At 60.1% G+C, this 17159-nt stretch carries 15 protein-coding genes and 1 pseudogene; 7 read left to right on the top strand and 9 right to left on the bottom strand.

What is annotated here, in order from left to right; genetic code table 11:
• Window positions 1-516: 516 nt before the first annotated feature.
• A complete protein-coding gene (locus AC1DO7_RS29610; RefSeq protein WP_441623582.1) occupies window positions 517-2097 on the bottom strand; it encodes a hypothetical protein in 1581 nt (526 codons plus the stop codon).
• A 408-nt stretch (window positions 2098-2505) separates the two neighbouring features.
• Here AC1DO7_RS29610 and AC1DO7_RS29605 point away from each other — a divergent pair, with 408 nt between their 5' ends.
• Entirely contained in the window at window positions 2506-2670 is a 165-nt protein-coding gene (locus tag AC1DO7_RS29605) for an FmdB family zinc ribbon protein (protein ID WP_045243030.1), read from the top strand.
• Window positions 2671-2988: 318 nt separating this feature from the next.
• Here the strand turns inward: AC1DO7_RS29605 and AC1DO7_RS29600 are convergent, their stop codons facing one another.
• Entirely contained in the window at window positions 2989-3417 is a 429-nt protein-coding gene (locus AC1DO7_RS29600) for a hypothetical protein (RefSeq protein WP_441623580.1), read from the bottom strand.
• 251 nt (window positions 3418-3668) lie between these two features.
• Here AC1DO7_RS29600 and AC1DO7_RS29595 point away from each other — a divergent pair, with 251 nt between their 5' ends.
• Window positions 3669-3812: a hypothetical protein gene (locus AC1DO7_RS29595; protein ID WP_441623578.1), complete on the top strand. Its 144-nt coding sequence runs from the start codon at window positions 3669-3671 to the stop codon at window positions 3810-3812.
• 26 nt (window positions 3813-3838) lie between these two features.
• Here the strand turns inward: AC1DO7_RS29595 and AC1DO7_RS29590 are convergent, their stop codons facing one another.
• From AC1DO7_RS29590 to AC1DO7_RS29575, 4 genes are all read right to left on the bottom strand, one after another.
• The gene (locus tag AC1DO7_RS29590; RefSeq protein WP_441623584.1) at window positions 3839-4060 is read right to left on the bottom strand and encodes a GDCCVxC domain-containing (seleno)protein; all 222 of its coding nucleotides are present in this window, start codon (window positions 4058-4060) and stop codon (window positions 3839-3841) included.
• Window positions 4061-4414: 354 nt separating this feature from the next.
• Window positions 4415-5260 carry a transporter gene (locus AC1DO7_RS29585; protein ID WP_441643616.1) on the bottom strand — a complete coding sequence of 282 codons (846 nt, stop codon included), beginning with the start codon at window positions 5258-5260 and terminating at the stop codon, window positions 4415-4417.
• Window positions 5261-5653: 393 nt separating this feature from the next.
• Window positions 5654-5923, bottom strand: a complete 270-nt coding sequence (locus tag AC1DO7_RS29580; protein WP_441623575.1) for a hypothetical protein — start codon at window positions 5921-5923, stop codon at window positions 5654-5656.
• Window positions 5924-5956: 33 nt separating this feature from the next.
• The gene (locus AC1DO7_RS29575; protein WP_441623573.1) at window positions 5957-6205 is read right to left on the bottom strand and encodes a hypothetical protein; all 249 of its coding nucleotides are present in this window, start codon (window positions 6203-6205) and stop codon (window positions 5957-5959) included.
• 200 nt (window positions 6206-6405) lie between these two features.
• Between AC1DO7_RS29575 and AC1DO7_RS29570 the strand changes: the two genes are divergently transcribed.
• The 3 genes from AC1DO7_RS29570 (at window position 6406) to AC1DO7_RS29560 (ending at window position 9490) form a co-directional block, all read left to right on the top strand.
• Window positions 6406-7326 carry a lysozyme inhibitor LprI family protein gene (locus AC1DO7_RS29570; RefSeq protein WP_477116887.1) on the top strand — a complete coding sequence of 307 codons (921 nt, stop codon included), beginning with the start codon at window positions 6406-6408 and terminating at the stop codon, window positions 7324-7326.
• Window positions 7327-7747: 421 nt separating this feature from the next.
• Complete coding sequence (locus AC1DO7_RS29565) at window positions 7748-8089, top strand: helix-turn-helix transcriptional regulator (RefSeq protein ID WP_441623569.1); 342 nt, start codon at window positions 7748-7750, stop codon at window positions 8087-8089.
• A gap of 9 nt (window positions 8090-8098) precedes the next feature.
• On the top strand, window positions 8099-9490 hold the full coding sequence (locus tag AC1DO7_RS29560; RefSeq protein ID WP_477116886.1) for a type II toxin-antitoxin system HipA family toxin: 1392 nt from the start codon (window positions 8099-8101) through the stop codon (window positions 9488-9490).
• Window positions 9491-9883: 393 nt separating this feature from the next.
• On the opposite strand, the gene AC1DO7_RS29555 is transcribed toward AC1DO7_RS29560, so the two are convergent.
• Together AC1DO7_RS29555 and AC1DO7_RS29550 are read right to left on the bottom strand one after the other, a co-directional pair.
• A complete protein-coding gene (locus tag AC1DO7_RS29555; protein WP_441623565.1) occupies window positions 9884-11125 on the bottom strand; it encodes a hypothetical protein in 1242 nt (413 codons plus the stop codon).
• Window positions 11126-11262: 137 nt separating this feature from the next.
• Window positions 11263-11622: pseudogene (locus AC1DO7_RS29550) on the bottom strand (SulP family inorganic anion transporter); the annotation flags it as partial.
• 986 nt (window positions 11623-12608) lie between these two features.
• Here AC1DO7_RS29550 and AC1DO7_RS29545 point away from each other — a divergent pair.
• On the top strand, window positions 12609-14303 hold the full coding sequence (locus AC1DO7_RS29545; protein WP_441623563.1) for a SulP family inorganic anion transporter: 1695 nt from the start codon (window positions 12609-12611) through the stop codon (window positions 14301-14303).
• A 41-nt stretch (window positions 14304-14344) separates the two neighbouring features.
• The gene (locus AC1DO7_RS29540) at window positions 14345-15799 is read left to right on the top strand and encodes a DUF2252 domain-containing protein (RefSeq protein ID WP_441623562.1); all 1455 of its coding nucleotides are present in this window, start codon (window positions 14345-14347) and stop codon (window positions 15797-15799) included.
• A 286-nt stretch (window positions 15800-16085) separates the two neighbouring features.
• Here AC1DO7_RS29540 and AC1DO7_RS29535 read toward each other — a convergent pair whose 3' ends face one another.
• Window positions 16086-16652 (bottom strand): lipid-binding SYLF domain-containing protein, encoded by a 567-nt coding sequence (locus AC1DO7_RS29535; protein WP_441623560.1) that lies wholly within the window; start codon window positions 16650-16652, stop codon window positions 16086-16088.
• Window positions 16653-17159 lie beyond the last annotated feature (507 nt).

The following is a 17159-nucleotide window of genomic DNA, read 5'->3' as shown; positions in this document are numbered from 1 at the left end:
ACTCCGGGCCATCAAACTGACGCACCTCTCGAGTCTTATACCTTAACGATGCATAGTTAAGGGGATGGTCTGCTGGCCGCCTGCCAGCAAAGGGTTTTGAATGCTTTGGGGACGTATGTATTGATACTTCGTAATACATACAAACTCAGCAGGCCGGTGGAAACACCGGCCTCTTCATTGCATCGCGCGCTATTCACCGAAACGGTAGGGGGAGGACTGCAACCGACCCCTTTGAGACGTCCAACGCGAAGGGCCATACCGCCCGGTCACACCTTGCCGCGGAACGCAAGGAAGTAACTGTCATGGAACCGGCACCAACTGGCGCTGTCGGCCAAATGCGGATATTCGCGTCGAGACGCGAAAGCGGACACTCGCAGTATCCCAAGTGGAAACTTGATTGGGGGTCAGCGGGTCTGGCGCCCCTACGCCGTTTGGGGGCATGTCAGATTGGTTCGGACAGCAGCAAATCACGCCGATGCCGCGGCAACGGCTGGATACGACCGTTCGGAGCCCCACTCAGTGCGCCGCGAGGTAGGCCTTGGCGGCGGCAGTCTCCGGTCGCGCGCTGTCCGCATTTTTGGTGAGCACGAGGAGTCGTTTGTAATACTCGACCGCTTTATCGCGTTGCCCTGAGGCGTCCGCGGCGTGCGCGGCGCCGTACAGGCCGTGATAGCGGTTCGGGTACTCCCGCAGCGCCGCCTCGTATTCCCGCAGGGCTTCGCCGGCTCTTCCTTGTACGGCGAGCAAGTCGGCGAGTAACTCGCGCATCGGAAACAGTCGATTCTCCATGGCCACGTTCTTGATGCTGGCGTCCTCGCCATCGGCGGCTGCCCGCATCAATCGCTCCGCTTGCGTGGGGTTGCCCTCGGCTTGTGCGGTCCACGCTGCGACGGCAGCGATCTCCTCGTCGGTTCTGGCCACCCAATAGGACTCGTTTGATTTCCCGAGTTCCTCCCGCAACGTCTTGAGCGCGTCGATCTCCTGTTTTGCGCTCGTCAAGCCGCCACTGCGGGCCATCCCGAGACCGCGCGCAAAGCGCGTGATCGAATCAGCGTATGCCCAGTTGTTCGAGGTAATGGGCAGGGCGGCGGCCGCCTTCCAGTCTGCTCGCTCAAGTGCATAGCGCGCGGGCATCGCCGCAACAGAGTTCTTGTTGCCCTTCAAGACCGGCGGTTTGCGCATGGCGTCGGCTAGGCCTTGTTCGATCAAGGCGCGCGCCTTCACATCCTGCGATAGCTGCAGATGCGCATAGACCATGAAGTCCAATGCGTGGTAGTAATCGGGTTGAACCTCGAGGGCCGCCTGGTTGGATTTGATCGACTCTTCCCAAAGCCCGAGCATCGTGTAGATATGCGATGGCATGTGCCGCGCATGTGGCGCCGCCGGTGCAATGCTGGCGTATTTGCTCGCCGCGGCGAGACCCTTTGCGGCAAGCGGCGGATAATCATAGGCGTGGATCAGGTAATGTGCGGCTCCAGGATGTTGAGGATTCTTCGCGAATAGCTTCTCCAGAATCTCCGCCGACTTACGCTGGTTGGCGTAGGTCCTGTCGCTCACGGGCGCGGCGGCCTGCAGAGCTAGCGCGTAATAGATCCAGACCTCGTCATCGTCCGGATAGCGCTGCGTCATTCGTTGCATTGCGTCAGCGTAAGCCTGCAGGCGAGTGTCCACTGACACTCTATCGTAGTCGCGGTAGTATGCACCGATCGCGTCGATCCAGTCGCGCTCGCGTTGTGTCTTCGCTCCGATCGCACGGGCCTTGGCAACGGCTTCCGAGGCCGCCTGGGCGTCGCGCAGCGACGGCGGGCCCGCAAGCGAATTGCCCAGCAGATTAACGGCGAGTCCCCAGTAAGCAATTGCGCAGTTAGAGTCCTGCTCGACGACCGCATTGAAGGTCTTGCCCGCCTCTGTGAACCAGAAGGAGTGCAACATCGCGACGCCCCGCTCGAAGAGTGGTTGTACCTTCGGGTCGCAGGAAGTGGGGAAGGTGATTTTGCCTAGCTGGTAGGTACTCGCGTGGTGTTCGTCGGCGAGCGCGAAACCCGACCCCAACATCAACGCTGAAACCGCGACACCGGCAATGTTGCGTGGGTGCATGAGTGTCTCCGGTCGATCTCTAGTCTAGCGCTCTCAGTCCAAGAGTCAATTAGACTAACCCTATGGGAATCGGGTCGCAACGACATAGGCAACCTCCGCGAGATGCTTCAAAAATGAAACCGATGGCGAGGGAAACTGGCGGCAATGTGTAAGAACTGCCAAATAAGAACTACAGCTATTCAGGCATTGCGTCGTCCGATCGGGCGATTTGGGCATGTTTCCATGATAAGCACGCAAAGCGCGAAGGAGGGTGATGTGAAGGATAGGTGCCTGATGCGGTGCTGACAATGCGATATGACTGGCCGTGTTGGACGCGACGGTGTCCTAGAATTGAAATGACGGTCTGCGGGAAGTGACCGGCAGATCAGATGCAGCGAGTCCCTGCACCATGCAGAATGGAGGCGTGTCATGCCCACCTATTCGTACCGTTGTGAGAAGTGCGGTCAGGTCTTCGACCACGCTGAACATCTAGCTGAACATGCAACGGCCCATCCGCCGTGCCCCAAGTGCGGCAGCGAAACGGTCCAGCACGTGCCGACGCCGTTTGTGGCGAAGACGGCCAGGAAGAGTTGAGGCCTGCCAGGCCTGCGTGAATCGCGCGTGATGGCGAACGGCAGCTAGTGGCCGATCGTCGACCTCGACGAAGCCAGCAGGGATAGCCGCGCACAGGCTCACGGCGCGAGCATGTTCCTACCAGTGAGATCCGCCATGCGTGGTGACAGTCCTCGTTCGATCAAAGCGCAGGCATCGCGTCCTTATACGCCACGGTTTCCTACATCGGGCGCCACTGGTAGATCGCGTGCAGATTTCCCTTGTAGGAACAGCCATCACGCACGCGACCGTCCGCGAAGCCCCGTGATGCCGTGCCTTATCTCGGATTGCCCGCCGCCGTCAGGCCATTTCACTGACAGCTTCGCCAGCCAGCGCGACCTCCGTCTCGTCGGTCACCGTGCTTTCCGCTATCTCGCTGTCGACTTCGGAAACCATGTCGCCCAGACCGATGGCGACCGTGATATTCGGCGTCCAGTTCTTGCGGTCGGTGCTGACCTCGGCAAACGTGGTCACCGTTGCGGTGTAGCCCTGCGCTCTGAGGTCGTCGGCTAGCCGTTGCGCGCGCGGTTCCAGCGCTGCTTGCGGATTGTCTTCGTTGATGTCGAGTACCAGTCTGGTCTCGAATTCTTCCTTGCCCCTCTGGATTGCCGTTTGCATTGCCTTGAGCTGCTTGTTCGCGAGCGCAACGAGCTTGCTGTACCTGGATTCTTCCTGGCTGGCGCGCAGTGCCTTGGCGGCGTTGATGATTTCGGTGCGGTCCACGAACATGATTGCCTTTCGAGGTGGGGGAGAGAAAGCGCAGGCGCCGCACGGGCTTGACTTCAGGAGCCAGCTTTCCGGGATGCGACCACAACTGTATAAATATACAGTGTTCGCCGGCTAATCGGCAAGTCCCTGACAGCAGATCTGGCGAATCGCGCTATGGTTGACGCGTCTTGACCAAAAGCGGCGCTGCTCGGAAGTGATTGAGTCCCGCACATGGTGGGACAGCACGATATCTCTCCTCGGGCAACTTCTACTTGCAGATCCAGCAAGGCGGGGCACCGCCCCAGGCCAAGGCCTTCTACGACTACATCAGCACGCCCGCCGCGCAGGAGATCACGACCCGGAAATACGCTGTGGGAGAAGATGAAGCGGCTGGCTATCCGGACTTCGGAGTCTGAACCAGGAGGTCACTGATCGGCCCCAGCTAGTTGCTGCAGCAGTCGCCTTTGCCATGTGTTTGAACGGGTGGGCAGGGAACCGACCCGTATGAGCAAAAGACGCAGCAGTCTCCTCGCTTAGGGGTGAGCGTTTGATCGCAGCCCTTACATGCATAGAACCATTGGCACGCTTCGATCGGCATCATTTCTGCCGCCACGTAGCCACAATGAGGGCACGTTAGAATCGACTGAAGAACGACATCGGACATGGCTGGAACGTTGTCTTGGACAGCTTGGAACTCATCATACATCGCCGCTGCCTACGTCATCCGCGCATCGGGCGAAACCCGCGACCAGAAAAGACGTGAAGCGGCTATTTGCTAGCAACGGCGCCTGTCGCCGGCTCGGCCGAGGCAGAGTGTATGGCAAACAGCGCGGCAGTAGCTGCGAGCCCCAATCCGCCCGATATCCATAGTGCTTGCGCGCCCCAGAGGTCGATGCAGATGCCGAACAGCCACGGCGCCAGCGCCTGCGCAGGATGACTAGGATTAGCCCGGCCGTCGCCACGGCCCCTTCGGTCTTTGAGGTCACCAAGTCCGACATGTTGCTGGAGTGCGACGCCGTCAGTCAATCCATCGATACTGCACGGTCAGCGTGATCGTCTTGTAGTCTCCGCCGGCACGGGTGATCCAGCCCTTGGACGCACTGACCTTGCCAGACCAGTTGGTCGCGAGGGGCACCGATAGCGTCAGCCCGTACCGCGTATTGGTGCGGCGATCGTCGTTGCGGACGCCGTCCACTGTCGTATTGCCTCCGCTATAGAAGCCTGCATCGGCGGCGAGCCACAGGCCGGGCCGGAACTGGTATCCGCCATGTAGTTGCACGACTGCTAGTGGGCCCTGCTGGCGTTGCCTGCTGCCCAGAAATTCGTCATTGGCTGTAAAGAGCCAGACCCCGAACGCACCTTCGGCAAACCAGTTGCCAAATGGCGCCGAGACGCCGACTTCCGGCTTGAATGCCCAACGGTTTGCGCCGATATTGATCAGTCTATCCGCGTGATATTGCCCGCTCGGCATTACCACCGTCAGGCTTGTTCCCAGGCTGGGGACTGGCGGATGCCTCGCGAACTCGGCCGGTGTCTTTGCGCCGCCGCCCAGAAGATTGACCGCGAAACGCAGATAGGCGTCGCCGACGCCGGCACGATAGACGCTGTTCGGCGCGTCCAACACGTTCCCCGCGACGTTGGCGCGCGAGTAGGGCAGCACGACGCCAACGGAAGCCGTGCGGCCAAGCAGGTCGAACACCTGCAGATAGCCCAATGCAAAAATGTCGATCTTCGCGCTGACGTCCGTAATCGGCAGGGAGGGGTCGGTCAGCACATCGCCGCCGAGCCTTGCATAAGTTGCCAGCAGGAAATGCGTGCCAACCGGCGCCGCCGAATAGGTGCGCGGCTCGAGTTCCTGGGCCATACAGCCGTCGGCGAGCACGCCAAGGCAAGGCAACAGCCATCGGACCCACGGTGCGTACGCGGCAGGTCTGTCCCACCCTGGCATCTATGTCTCCTCCCGGCTATCCCGCCATGAAAGCCTTAGAACGCGACGGTCAACGCAGCGATCACTACCTGCTCGTGGGATTTTGGATTGAACCAGTATATGTGAAGGCGGGGGGGGCATCCGGAACAACGTCGCGCCATCGGCTGGACGCTGCTCGCAAGCAGCACTGTCAGAAAGAAGCCGACATTCGAATGTCGGCCTGAGAGCGCAGTCCTGTGACCGTAGTTGGCCGGTTGCGCATGAGCAGGGCCGCGCCCGAAACGGTCGCACGAATTCGTATCATCGTTTCGTTGGCCAGCATCGGCCGCGCTAGTACTTGATGTCCCGTTTTTCCTGGCGGCCCTCCTGCTTTGTGTCGCGCTTGTCTTGCCGGCACTGGGAGTTGCTCTTCTGGTTTGCAGCCCGGCAGTCGACCTTGCCCGCGCGCGCTTCCTGTTTGGCAGCCTGGTTTGCGTCCCTGCCTTGTTGGCGCTGTTGCGACTGGTTGGTGGCCAGGGCAGCCCCCGATAGCGCCAGGAGTCCGGCGGCGGCCAGCATTGCGCCCGCCCGCCTCCAAAGTCCATTTCGTGATTCGACCATTTTCACCTCCTCCGTGCTGGGTAGAAACGGCGGTCAGTTGTCGCACAACGCCGCCTTCGCAGGCTCGTAGAGAGCCAGACTGAAGAAGCCTCCTCCGACAAAAGAAAGCATCCCTTGCCCGCAGCCGATGATGGCACGAATGAGTGTCGCCGAGAACAAATTCCCATGCGCAAGCCATTCCTCAAAGGGTGGCAATGGTTCGTGAGTGGCCGACGATCCCACGTCAGTTGCGGCGCGCGTTTCTTTTGCGGGGATATCGCTTGATGGCCCGGCAAGCGACATCGGTCAACCGATCGCCAGTCGGCGCTGCCGGCCCCTGAACAGCCCTTCAATCCGCGATAATGGGTCGAGGTCGAACATGGGCTATGTGCGCTCGGCAAGGTCTCATTACCGGACAACTCGCGGGCACATGGATATGGCCCGTCCTTTCCACTGAAATGGACAAGGCGTTCGGCGGCCTCTGACATTCCGAGGGAAAGTGTATGCGCAGCACTCAGCACCTAGCAGCCAGTAACGCGGTGGCGCAAAACCTGATCCTCCGGATGCTTGCCTGGCTCTGTGTCGCTATGCTTATGTTTCCCGGTGTGGTGCTGGGGATGGACTTCAAGATCTATTACCAACCCCAACTTAAGCTGAAAATGCTTATCGGGGAGGGAAGGATTCAGAATGGTGATGCAGATAAGCTTCTGGYGCTCGCCAAAATAGCTGACCGTGATGACGAAGGACTTGTTACCCTTGTTTTAAATAGTCCGGGAGGAAATGTCGAGGCTGCTTTCCGAGTCGTCGATGCGATGGATGAAGTACGTGTCTATACAATAGTTCCAGATAATGCCAGGTGCGCGTCTGCTTGCGCTTCTATCCTGTTCGCTTCCGGAGAACGCCGAAGTGTTGTTGGTACGGGGCTGCTCGGTTTTCACAGTTGCTATCGGCGCGAAGGACGAACCTATACCGATGACTCGCTTTGCAACGAAATAATCGCGGCCAACGCAATGCAAAGAGGGATCAGCCACGCAGGTATCAATCGTTTCGTCAAGCAATATGGTGCGCGAGACATGGCATGGGTCGAGCGCGACGTCGCTTGTAAGTCGCTGCAGGGGCTCTGTAAGCCAGGGCTACTGGAAGTTCAATACGAGACGAAGATCGCGTTGATGAGAAGTCTTGATTGCAGCAAGCTCATATCTATTAAAGCGCAGCTTGTTTGCGGGGATGCGGAACTTGCTCGTATTGATAGACAGTTGACAGAAATCTATTATCAAAAGATAAAATCATCGCCTGACAAGGATCGGTTACGAGCGGATCAGAGAGCATGGCTTCGCAATTCTCGCAATGTGTGTGGTGATAAGGCTTGTCTACTTCTAAGCTATCATCGCCGCATCGCTGAGCTAAAGCGGATGCGGTCATAAAATGACGTGTCGATCGACGCTGGCCATGCTCAATCGCCAGAGCGTGAGCGTCACCCGGCGCCGCAGCAAAACGGCGCTCCTGAGTGGCGCGCGACATGAGGTGATTCCGCCTGTCCGAGCCTGGGAAGTGGGACGATGACGCCGCCTCTTTCGGGCGGCCAGCCCTCTTCTTCGGCAAGCGCCAGCCAGGAAGCCTCCCCTGGATCCAACTCGCTGAGGTGATTTATGACGTTAACGCCACACTAGCCAAGTCGAGAGACGGATGGATCGAAACGATATGAAATGTTTGCAATCATGGACCTTAATCAAGATAAAGTCTAAGTTTGCGAACATATTCCGGTCTTGACCACAAGCACCCCCATCGCTACCATGTTCGTAATCACAGACCTAAAGCGTCTTATAGTTCAGGATTACGGACATCATGAAACGAGACGAATCTCCACTTCTGCCTCTTTCCCGGCTCACTGAAGCCGAGCAGCTCGGTGAGCGTATCACTCAGCTGCGCCAAGGCCTGAGGCTACGCCAAGCGGATGTTGCTGCGCGCGCCGGGCTCTCCCGGGGAACCGCGATCCTGATCGAAAAAGGTGATCCGGGACGGACTCTTACGCAGCTCCTGCGCTATGTTCATGCCCTGGCGCCGGAAGTCACCCTGCAGGCGCTCCTGGCAGGCGATGTGCCGGCATTGATCGCCTTGCATGCGCGCAAGCTGCCACAGCGCATTCGCTCCGCAAGCAAGGCGGAACTGCGTGAACTCGATTTCTAAGGATAAACCTTGGCCCCTCGTCGCGCTCCCAACAAGGTAGCGGTATTCGCCCACATCGCCGATCAGGCGGAAGGGCATCACTTCGTGCCCGCAGGACTGCTCAGTCGCGAGGCGTCCGCGGGTCGGGAAACCGTCAGCTTCGCCTATGGCACGCGTTACCTGCAGCGGCCGAACGCCATCGAGGTAGACCCTCGCGCGCTCACCTTGGCGCAGGCGCGGCAGGCGGAGCCCGGCACGGTTTGGTACCCGCTGCCCGAGGTGAACGAATTTGGGGGGATCCGCGATGCTGCGCCCGATGCCTGGGGCCGCCGCGTCATCGAGGCGCGGCTCAATGCCGCGCCGAACTCGCTCGACGAATTCACCTACCTGCTGGAGGCCGGCAGCGACCGCGTTGGTGCGCTGGACGTGCGGGAGGACACAAAGAGCCCCGCTCACAAGGGGGCCGGGGGGCTGATCGATCTGCCATACCTCTTGCAGGCGGCTGACGCGGTCGAGAGCGGCGAGCCCATTCCGGCGAACCTGTTGCCATACCTCGGCGGCGTGCCGTCGGCCGGCGGCGCGCGCCCGAAAGCTTCCGTGCGGGAGGCCGACAGCGTCCTGTGGCTGGCCAAGTTCCCGTCCAAGACCGACACGCTCAACATGGCAGTCCTCGAGGCCGGCGCCCTGGAGATCRCGCGGACCGCCGGGCTTTCCGTTCCGCCGGTGAAGATGATCGCGGTCGGGGGCAAGCCGGTGCTGATGATCCGTCGGTTCGACCGCTACTGGGCGCCGGCCGGGCAAGCGCTCTCGGCCATGGCGCGCGGCTACGACACCGAGCCCATGCCTGGTTATACCGAAGGCCGCATAGCGCAAGTCAGCGCCTTGACCCTGATGGGATGCCCGGAGATGGAGTCGATGGCCAAGGGCTACAAGGATCTGGCCCAGACGATTCGCGAGCAGGTCGTTGCGTCGTGCGTGAAAGCCGACAACGAGGAGCTGTTTGCCCGCATGGTGCTTAACATCTTCCTGACCAACGACGATGACCACCTGCGCAACCACGCGTTTGCCTACGACACGCAGCTGCAGGGCTGGCGCTTGAGCCCGCTGTATGACGTCGTGCCGCGGGCGTCCGTCTCCATGGAGCGCCGCCTGCACCTGAGCGTGGGCACGCAGGGGAAGCTTGCAACCCTCGACAATGCGATGRGCGAATTCTCTGCTTTCGTGGCGGACCGGCCTAAGGCGCTCGACGTGATTCGCCGGGTATGGAGTGCAGTGCGGGGCTGGAAGAACATTTATGAAGGCCTGGGAGCCACCCCGGATCTGATTCGCACGCTCGAGCAGGCCGTCCGAAGCCTCTCGGACATTGCGAGTCCGCCGCTGGAGAAGGACATCCGGCGCGGCGCGGAAGCCAAGGCAGCATAGAAAAACGGCGAGGAGATCCTTGCCGTTTCCCGACAGGGTTGGCAGTCACACGGGGCTGCAGGCCCATCGACCGCTAATCCCCAACAATCTCCTCCCCCTCAGACAGTGCCGCGAATTGTGGCGCTTCTTCGGCACGGCCCGCAGGACGCAACCACGACTCTTTCCGGACAATGGCGGTGTCGGATTAAATCACGATTACCCCAAGCTGTCCGATGCCGTCGACGCAGCCAAGCAAGCCGCCACTCCATTCTGGCTTCCGCTTGTGCAAACGCCTCAGCTTCCTCCGTGGTCGATTCTTCCCGCTCGAAAGACCGTTTGAACAATGCCAGCGAGTGTGTGGTGTTTCACCAGGACGAACCCCTGATGCTTCCCGGAGGACAGGAGCGTCGCAATTTAGAACAAGAGTCCGAATAGGCGCTTTAGCAGTTCTTCGAGGGGCATCATGGTCAGTGCCAGCGGTACAATTGGAATTAGGACAGCCGCCGCAAGTTGCACAATGGCATCCCTAGTGATAGGGGCGAGGCGCATGCCGCGTACCACCTCGAAACTATTGGCCAGATCGGCAAGCGACTGAATGTCGCCGCTACCCACCAAGGGTTCGTCGATTGGCGCGCCACCACGTAGCCATTTGGTATCAAACTCGCGYACATAGCGTTCTGCCAGAGCACCATACTCATTCAGGCCTATCCGCTTCGTCTGTGCAAGCTGAGGCGCAAATACCAGCAACGGGCCGAAAACCACACCCAGCAGAAAGACGACCATTACAACGATTTCCATCTTGAATTCCGGTAGCGCTGCTCGAAGGAAGAAAATGCGATTACCGAGATTTGCGGCAAGCATGACTCCATGCGCCGCGAGAAGCAGTGCGAAGGCATTGACGGTATTGGAAAGAAAGCCGAGTCCACCGACACGATCCGGATGAGTCGGAATCAGGCTCAGCTTAATGCGCGATACCTGCCAGAGAAAGCGCATCCAAATGAATAGCCTGAAATACCATCGAATTAGCAGGAACTGGAAAAGCGGCAAGCTCACGTAGCCATACCAGATGCCGGCCAGTGTGAGCGTCAAGCCGCCGCCAGTAGGCGATGCGTACCATGTGGCCGCTTGGAGGCCGGTATAATGACGCCAAATGATCAGGACGCCGACTCCATATACGAGGGCGACCAACAGCACCTCCGCTAGCACGGAATTGCGCAGTCGGAATGCCGCGTTAATGGCGCCATCAAATTGATCCGTAGCGGCTTCGGGGATCAAATTCCGCTCCGTGAACGCCTGGCCGATACCAAGTAGGCGCCGGTGCACCACCAGTTCCGCAGCGATTAGCAAGGGTACTGCAACAAGGAAACGGAGGTGAACTTCCATGTCCATCAGGAACGGCACCGTCGCACCTTTGCCCAACAAACTTCCTTCGAAGGCAGAGAGCAACAGAAGCGGCAACCACGCGAAGAGGGATAGGAAGACGATGCGTTGGCGCGCCAATAGCAATGCATCGTCGGACAAGTGTGTCCGACGCAGCAGTTGATAGAGCGGCCCTCCTAAGACCAGCGAAAAATTTTTCCGATCTCGCAGAATATCGTCACCGGAAGTGGCTGCGGGCTGCGTTCGCTTCAATCCAAAGCTTCGGCCGCTACTCATTTCGTTTCACCAGTCATTTCAACAACCCAGTCAGGCGGCGCAATACGGCTGCGCATACGCTTAGCCAACGCCACGATCTCGTAGCCGTTCGTCTGCGCAAGCGCACGCGCTGCGGAAACGCTTTCCGCATACGACGGCAGCAGGCAGGCCAGCAGGCACATGGCAGCAATGAGCAGCGCCGTCAGCGCGGCAATGGACGCCCAGCGGGCGGAATCCCCATTAGCCATTCTTGCCACCCTCAGCCCGACGACCATCGAGATTGCGGAGGTGGGACCGATCGCAAGCTGGCGGGACGCACCGAACAACGCGTAGAGCAGACCGCCGACGAGATAGCAGTAGATGCCGTAGTCGGCGAGTGTCACGCCGGCAATGGCATCGTGCGCCAGCCATTGCGGCTGATAGGTGGAAAACCACTGAACTGGAGGAAGTACCGCGCGCCACCGGCCCACGGAAGCGCCGCTGGTGACTTCGCCAGCAGTGCGGGGCGTTTCAGTCACGGCTCCTCCCTTCGTCAGAACCAAGAGACGGGGAGCCAGAACGGGCCGGCCACAGGCGTGCCGTCTTTACTACCCATTTGGACAATAGTGTAGGGCAGGGCGCGCTTCCGGAAAGGAGAATATTGATTCCAGAAATCGAGGCTGGGAACCATCCCCTCTTGCGTATTCGGGGCGAGCCGGCTTTGACACTACGCGAGGTGGGACATCCGTGGGCGGTTCATGAAATCGGCAGCAAAAATCATATTGGCATTTCCCGACACATGGGAAGAGCCTCCACCCCTCATCTCGCCATGGTCAGAGCGCGGGGATCGGTCGCGCATTAGGTGCCTACGTCGGCACGCGGCGTGTAAGTTGTAACTGAGTTCGTAGCAACAGGTCTGCCAAGCCATTGAAGTCCCGAAAAATCTTAGAACCCATGGAACCCTCACACAAAAGTCTCTCTGGAGCATGTTTTATCCTGCCAGGCTGACAAGAGTGGTACGAATATTGAGGACGCTTGGCTGCGTCGCATGGGGCCCGGGCATTTTGGAATTACGCCTCGCCACGATAACGTCGCACGCCATTGGCGTGCGGCACGTTATGTTGGAGTTTTCTTTTCGTCACACAGACGTGCGCCGCGCGGATCCCGAGTCGGGGATAAGCAGGCAGCAAGCTGTAAGACCCGAATGCCGCGTCGCGGGGGGGAATCGGCCGAGAGGCGGAAGTCCGCGGCCTGCGTCGCGCGCTTGCTTGCCAGATGGACATCAAGGATCTGGTCCGCCGGCCGGCAAAACGTGGACCGAACTTGCTCGTTGTCTGACGCAAATGTGACGCTATGATGGAAGCGCGGGGGTAAGAGTATCCCCCCGGATTTACGACCCGAGCATGGGAATCCCGCGGGTTAGTCAGTCGAGCGACTTTGCGACCGCACGGGCCGGATCATGCAACCTCACTTGGAGGCGCACGACATCATGCCGACTTCCCCGACCGTTGCACCCCCAAGTCGCATGCCCCTCCTGAAAGGGCTGCTGCCGGTCAATCGCGCGCAACTGCCGCACGACATCATCGCCGGCATCACACTGGCCGCCCTCGGGATCCCTGAAGTGATGGGGTACACCAAGATCTCGGGCACGCCGACCGTCACGGGCCTCTACACGATCTTGCTGCCGCTGGTGGTCTTTGCCCTTCTGGGGGCGTCGCGCCATCTGGTTGTTGCCGCCGATTCCGCAACCGCAGCCATCCTCGCCAGTTCCCTGGTTGCGGTGGCGACGCTTGGCAGTCCGGAATATGTCGGGCTGACGAGCGCCGTTGCACTCGCTGTTGCCGTCATGCTGGTTCTGGCGCGCATCCTTCGCCTGGGGTTCCTGGCCGACTTCCTGTCGCGCAGCGCACTGATCGGCTTCCTGACCGGTGTCGGCGTACAGGTCGCTGTTGGCGAGCTTGCCGGGCTGATCGGGCTGCCCAAACAGGGACATGGGCCGCTCATGCAGTTCGCCTCGGTTTTTCAGCGCATTGGCGAGGCCAGTTATGTCACGGCTGCCCTGTCGTTCCTTGTGCTGGCAGTGATCCTGGGATGCAAACGTTTGGCGCCACGTGTACCCGGTCCGCTGATTGCCGTGGTCGGCGCGATCGCCTGCAGTGCGGCATTCAATTTCGGGAAGCACGGCATCGAGCTGGTCGGCAAGGTGCCCAGYGGATTGCCATCGCTGTCGCTACCGCCGCTGCATCTCGCGCACCTGGAACAGGTACTGATAACCGCCGCCTCCTGCTTCATTGTCATCATCGCGCAGAGCGCCGCGACCGCACGGGCTTACGCCAACCGGTACAACGAGCGCGGCGACGACAACCAGGACATCGTTGGCCTTGCCGGCGCAAATGCAGTGGCCGCGCTGACCGGCACCTTCGTGGTCAACGGGAGCCCGACCAAGACGGAGATGATCGACGATGCAGGCGGTCGAACCCAGTTCGCCCACCTGACGACCGCCGTCATCGTGCTGCTGGTGCTGCTGTTCATGACCGGGCCGCTAAGCTTCCTGCCGGCTGCCGTCCTTTCGGCAATCGTGTTCATGATCGGCGTCAAGCTGATCGACGTGAAAGGCATGACCGAGCTTTACAACTTGCAGAAGGATGAGTTCGTGGTTGCCCTAATCACGACGGGCGTAGTGGTTTTTGTCGACGTCATGCACGGCATCCTTGCCGCCGTGCTGTTGTCCCTAATCGACCATACGCGTTATAGCTACCGCCTGCGCACCCGAGTGCTGACACCGCACCCGAACGGTCAGTGGACGGCAAATGAAGTGGCGCCAGACCTGTTCGCCTCACCGGGCATCGTCGCCTATCGCTTCGAGGCCGATCTGTTCTACGCGAACGCGGGCCGCTTCATGGAGGAGGTGCTGAGGCTGATCGATCAAACGGGCTCGAAGGTGAACTGGGTCATCATCGATGCCTCGGAAATCTTCAACGTCGACTATAGCGCCGGCAAGACGTTGCAGCAGCTTCGCCAGGAGCTGGAACGGCGCGGCATAGGTGTCGCCGCAGTCGCCATTCCCGAAGGCGTACTTGACGAACTCCAGCGCTATCGCACCCTTGGCGGCATCGCCGGGCGGCAGGAGGTCTTCGTGACCGTGGACGACGCCATCAAAGCCCTGCGTGATCGGCCTCCGCCTGCATCAGGGCCAGCGTCTGCCGGCACGCCGGGTTGACATACACGATCACGCGCCGTTCGAGTTCAAGTGAGCATGCCATGCCAAAGACTGCCGAGTTGCAACGAGATGGATCGTCGGCAGTGCACGCGGAGCCGCATGCCGCCCAAGTGCACAAGGATCTCTCTGAGCTGTTTGGTGGCCGCGGCACACGGGCATCGCGCATCGACGCGGGAAGGGCCGCACGTCGGCTTGCGCCGCGGGCCCAGCTTGCAACATGTACGCTGGCGGACCGCGATCCGATTGCGCTGCTCGAGGCTTCCAATGCAGGCAGGCTGCGAAACCTCATACCGATCCGCTATGGCCGCATGGTGGCCAGTCCATTCGCCTTCTATCGCGGGGCCGCGCCGCTGATGGCCTTCGACCTGGCCAGGTTGCCCAATTCGGGAATCATCGTGCAGCTAGGCGGTGACGCCCACCTGGCAAACTTCGGCTTGTTCGCCAGTCCCGAGCGCAGGATACTGTTCGGGCCGAATGATTTCGATGAAACGTTGCCCGGACCATTCGACTGGGATGTGCGCAGGCTGGCCGCATCCTTCGTCATCGCCGGACGCGAACGCGGCCTTGGCACGCGAGAGCAGCGCGCCATTGTGCGCCGGCTGTGTGCGACGTTCCGCGAGTGCATGACCACGTTCAGCGCGATGGACACGCTCGACGTCTGGTACTACCAGTTTGGTGCCGAGAACATGCTGGCCATTGCGGACACAGTCCAGGAGCGGAAAAAAGAGGAGGCAGTGATCAGCAAGGCCAGGCAGCAATCGTCGCGGCTCGTGCTGAGCCACACCGCGGCAGTTGTCAACGGCAAGCTGCGCATCAAGGAGGAGCCACCTCTGGTCTATCACTTTCCCGTAAAGAGCCAGAAGGAAGCGAAGCAGTTCGACGATACTGTCAGGCGCTTCTTTGCCGAGTATCGCCTGACTGTGACGGGTTCGGTACGCGCACTGTTTGATCGCTACGAGTTGGTCGACACGGCGGTGCGCGTCGTCGGCGTGGGCTCGGTTGGCACGCGTTGCTATGAGGCGCTTTTCATGGCGGATGGCCGGAGTCCACTCTTCCTGCAGGTCAAGGAGGCACGTGCATCGGTGCTGGAGAGATACCTGCCAGCGAGCAAGTTCCCCAACCACGGTGAGCGAGTCGTGAACGGGCAGCGCCTGCTGCAGTCGTCCAGCGACATCTTCCTCGGGTGGTCCAGGGTGCGCACAACGGGCAACGACTTCTACGTGCGTCAGTTGCGCGACATGAAGGGCGCTTTCGACTTTAATACCTTCAACGCGAAGGATCTCAGCGAGTATGCAGTGTCTTGCGGGCACGCGCTGGCCCATTCGATGGCTAAGGCCGGCGATCCCGCCACGATCCTTGGGTATGTGGGTAAGTCGGATGCTTTCGACGAAGCCATCCAGCAGTTTGCCATTGCCTACACCGAGCGCAATGAAATGGACTGGTCGGCCCTGAAGGCGGCGGTGAAGTCAGGGAGGGTGCAGGCGCTGCGCGAATGAATACTGGCAGTACCGCGTTCCCTTGTCTTATAGCCGGCTGCCGACCGTTTCGCCCCGCGCCCGACGCCAATCGTTCCTGCCGCCTACTTGGTCGACGCGGGCGGGGCGTCCTACCGAGCCGACCGATTACGCGCCGTTCATTCTTTCGCGAGTGCCGATGTCGCACGCGGCGCCTCGATAGTTTTACCGCTCGGCGCCGCTGCTCGTCTGCGCATCCTATGGTTGGTGGGACTAGTATTGGTATTCGACTTTGACTGGCGGCAATCTTTGCCCTTTATAGTGAGAGTCAATGAGGCTTGTAGCTGAACTTCTGGCCGCCAATGCTCGCCTCGTACATCAAGCCGCCCTTGGTCACTGTAAATGTCGCCATGCCCTTGTGATAGCCACCCGCAGTCTTGGCGTCTTTCTTGCCGGCGCTCGCACGCGCAGAAGTGCCCGTCGTGCTTGTCTGCGCGCCCGCTGCCGCTGTGATCGCAACCGCGGAGGCATCTGCGCCAAACTCAAAGTTACCGCCGGTAAATTCCTTGAGCGCCCGCTCATCTTCGAACACGATCATCTCGCTATAGGCTTCGCCGCCAAGCTGAAAGCCCACGGTCACCTGGGTCATCGAAGTGTCGCCGATATACTTTCCCTTTTCGTACACACGGCCCTTGCCATGGGCCCCTCCTATGCCGACAGCTCCCTTGCCAATCGTGGGAAATACGGCGTAGCCGTAAGCAGATTTTAGGAGCTCGCCACTTTCTCCCGCATTCCTGAACAGCTTGATCGTGTCCGTATACTCGTCCGCCCAGGCAGAGGAAATCGGTAACAGCAACGACAAGACTGTGAGAATCGATATCAGACGTTTAAGCATGATTTGTTCTCCATCATGGTTGAAATTTATCGTGTACAGCACCATCCACGTGGCTACGTCTTTTCAATTTTTCTGCCGCGACCAAGGCAGTTAGCGTCGACTCGTGAGCTTGTTGTAGTTAGATATCAGGATAGGCGAGATAGGGCTCAGGGAAAATCCTCCGATCGAGTAGTAGTGCAGTTCGCCCGGAAGCGGGTACCGCGCGCGCGCCACGCCTCGCTGGTCGCCAGCCTCAGGCTTCGCCGGCCCCACCATCTTCTTTGCAGCAGGACGGCCTGGTACTGCTCGGCGAAGTTGGCAAGGGTGAGCTGCCAATCACGCCGGCGGCTCTTAGCATCGCCGCAACCCAGCTTCGGAATTCCGGACAAGCAACCTTCGTTTCAATGATGTCGGAAGCTTGCTTAAAATGCTGATCCGGTCACGCGCGTCGTGCGCTCAGGTGCGGAGATGGCCGTGACCGTGCCGCGAACGGTCGCGAGCTATTGGTGGAATTCGACAGCACCCGGA

The sequence above is a fragment of the Cupriavidus sp. 05N40 genome, from assembly GCF_056397305.1.
This window is presented reverse-complemented; position numbering and strand designations above follow the sequence as displayed.

Coding starts and splice junctions, on each gene's coding strand:
- AC1DO7_RS29600 (WP_441623580.1), bottom strand. CDS start 3,417: ATGTTCGTGGACCGCACCGAAATCATCAACGCCGCCAAGGCACTGCGC.
- AC1DO7_RS29565 (WP_441623569.1), top strand. CDS start 7,748: ATGAAACGAGACGAATCTCCACTTCTGCCTCTTTCCCGGCTCACTGAA.
- AC1DO7_RS29585 (WP_441643616.1), bottom strand. CDS start 5,260: ATGGCCCAGGAACTCGAGCCGCGCACCTATTCGGCGGCGCCGGTTGGC.
- AC1DO7_RS29610 (WP_441623582.1), bottom strand. CDS start 2,097: ATGCACCCACGCAACATTGCCGGTGTCGCGGTTTCAGCGTTGATGTTG.
- AC1DO7_RS29605 (WP_045243030.1), top strand. CDS start 2,506: ATGCCCACCTATTCGTACCGTTGTGAGAAGTGCGGTCAGGTCTTCGAC.
- AC1DO7_RS29535 (WP_441623560.1), bottom strand. CDS start 16,652: ATGCTTAAACGTCTGATATCGATTCTCACAGTCTTGTCGTTGCTGTTA.
- AC1DO7_RS29575 (WP_441623573.1), bottom strand. CDS start 6,205: ATGTCGCTTGCCGGGCCATCAAGCGATATCCCCGCAAAAGAAACGCGC.
- AC1DO7_RS29540 (WP_441623562.1), top strand. CDS start 14,345: ATGCCAAAGACTGCCGAGTTGCAACGAGATGGATCGTCGGCAGTGCAC.
- AC1DO7_RS29590 (WP_441623584.1), bottom strand. CDS start 4,060: ATGTCCGATGTCGTTCTTCAGTCGATTCTAACGTGCCCTCATTGTGGC.
- AC1DO7_RS29580 (WP_441623575.1), bottom strand. CDS start 5,923: ATGGTCGAATCACGAAATGGACTTTGGAGGCGGGCGGGCGCAATGCTG.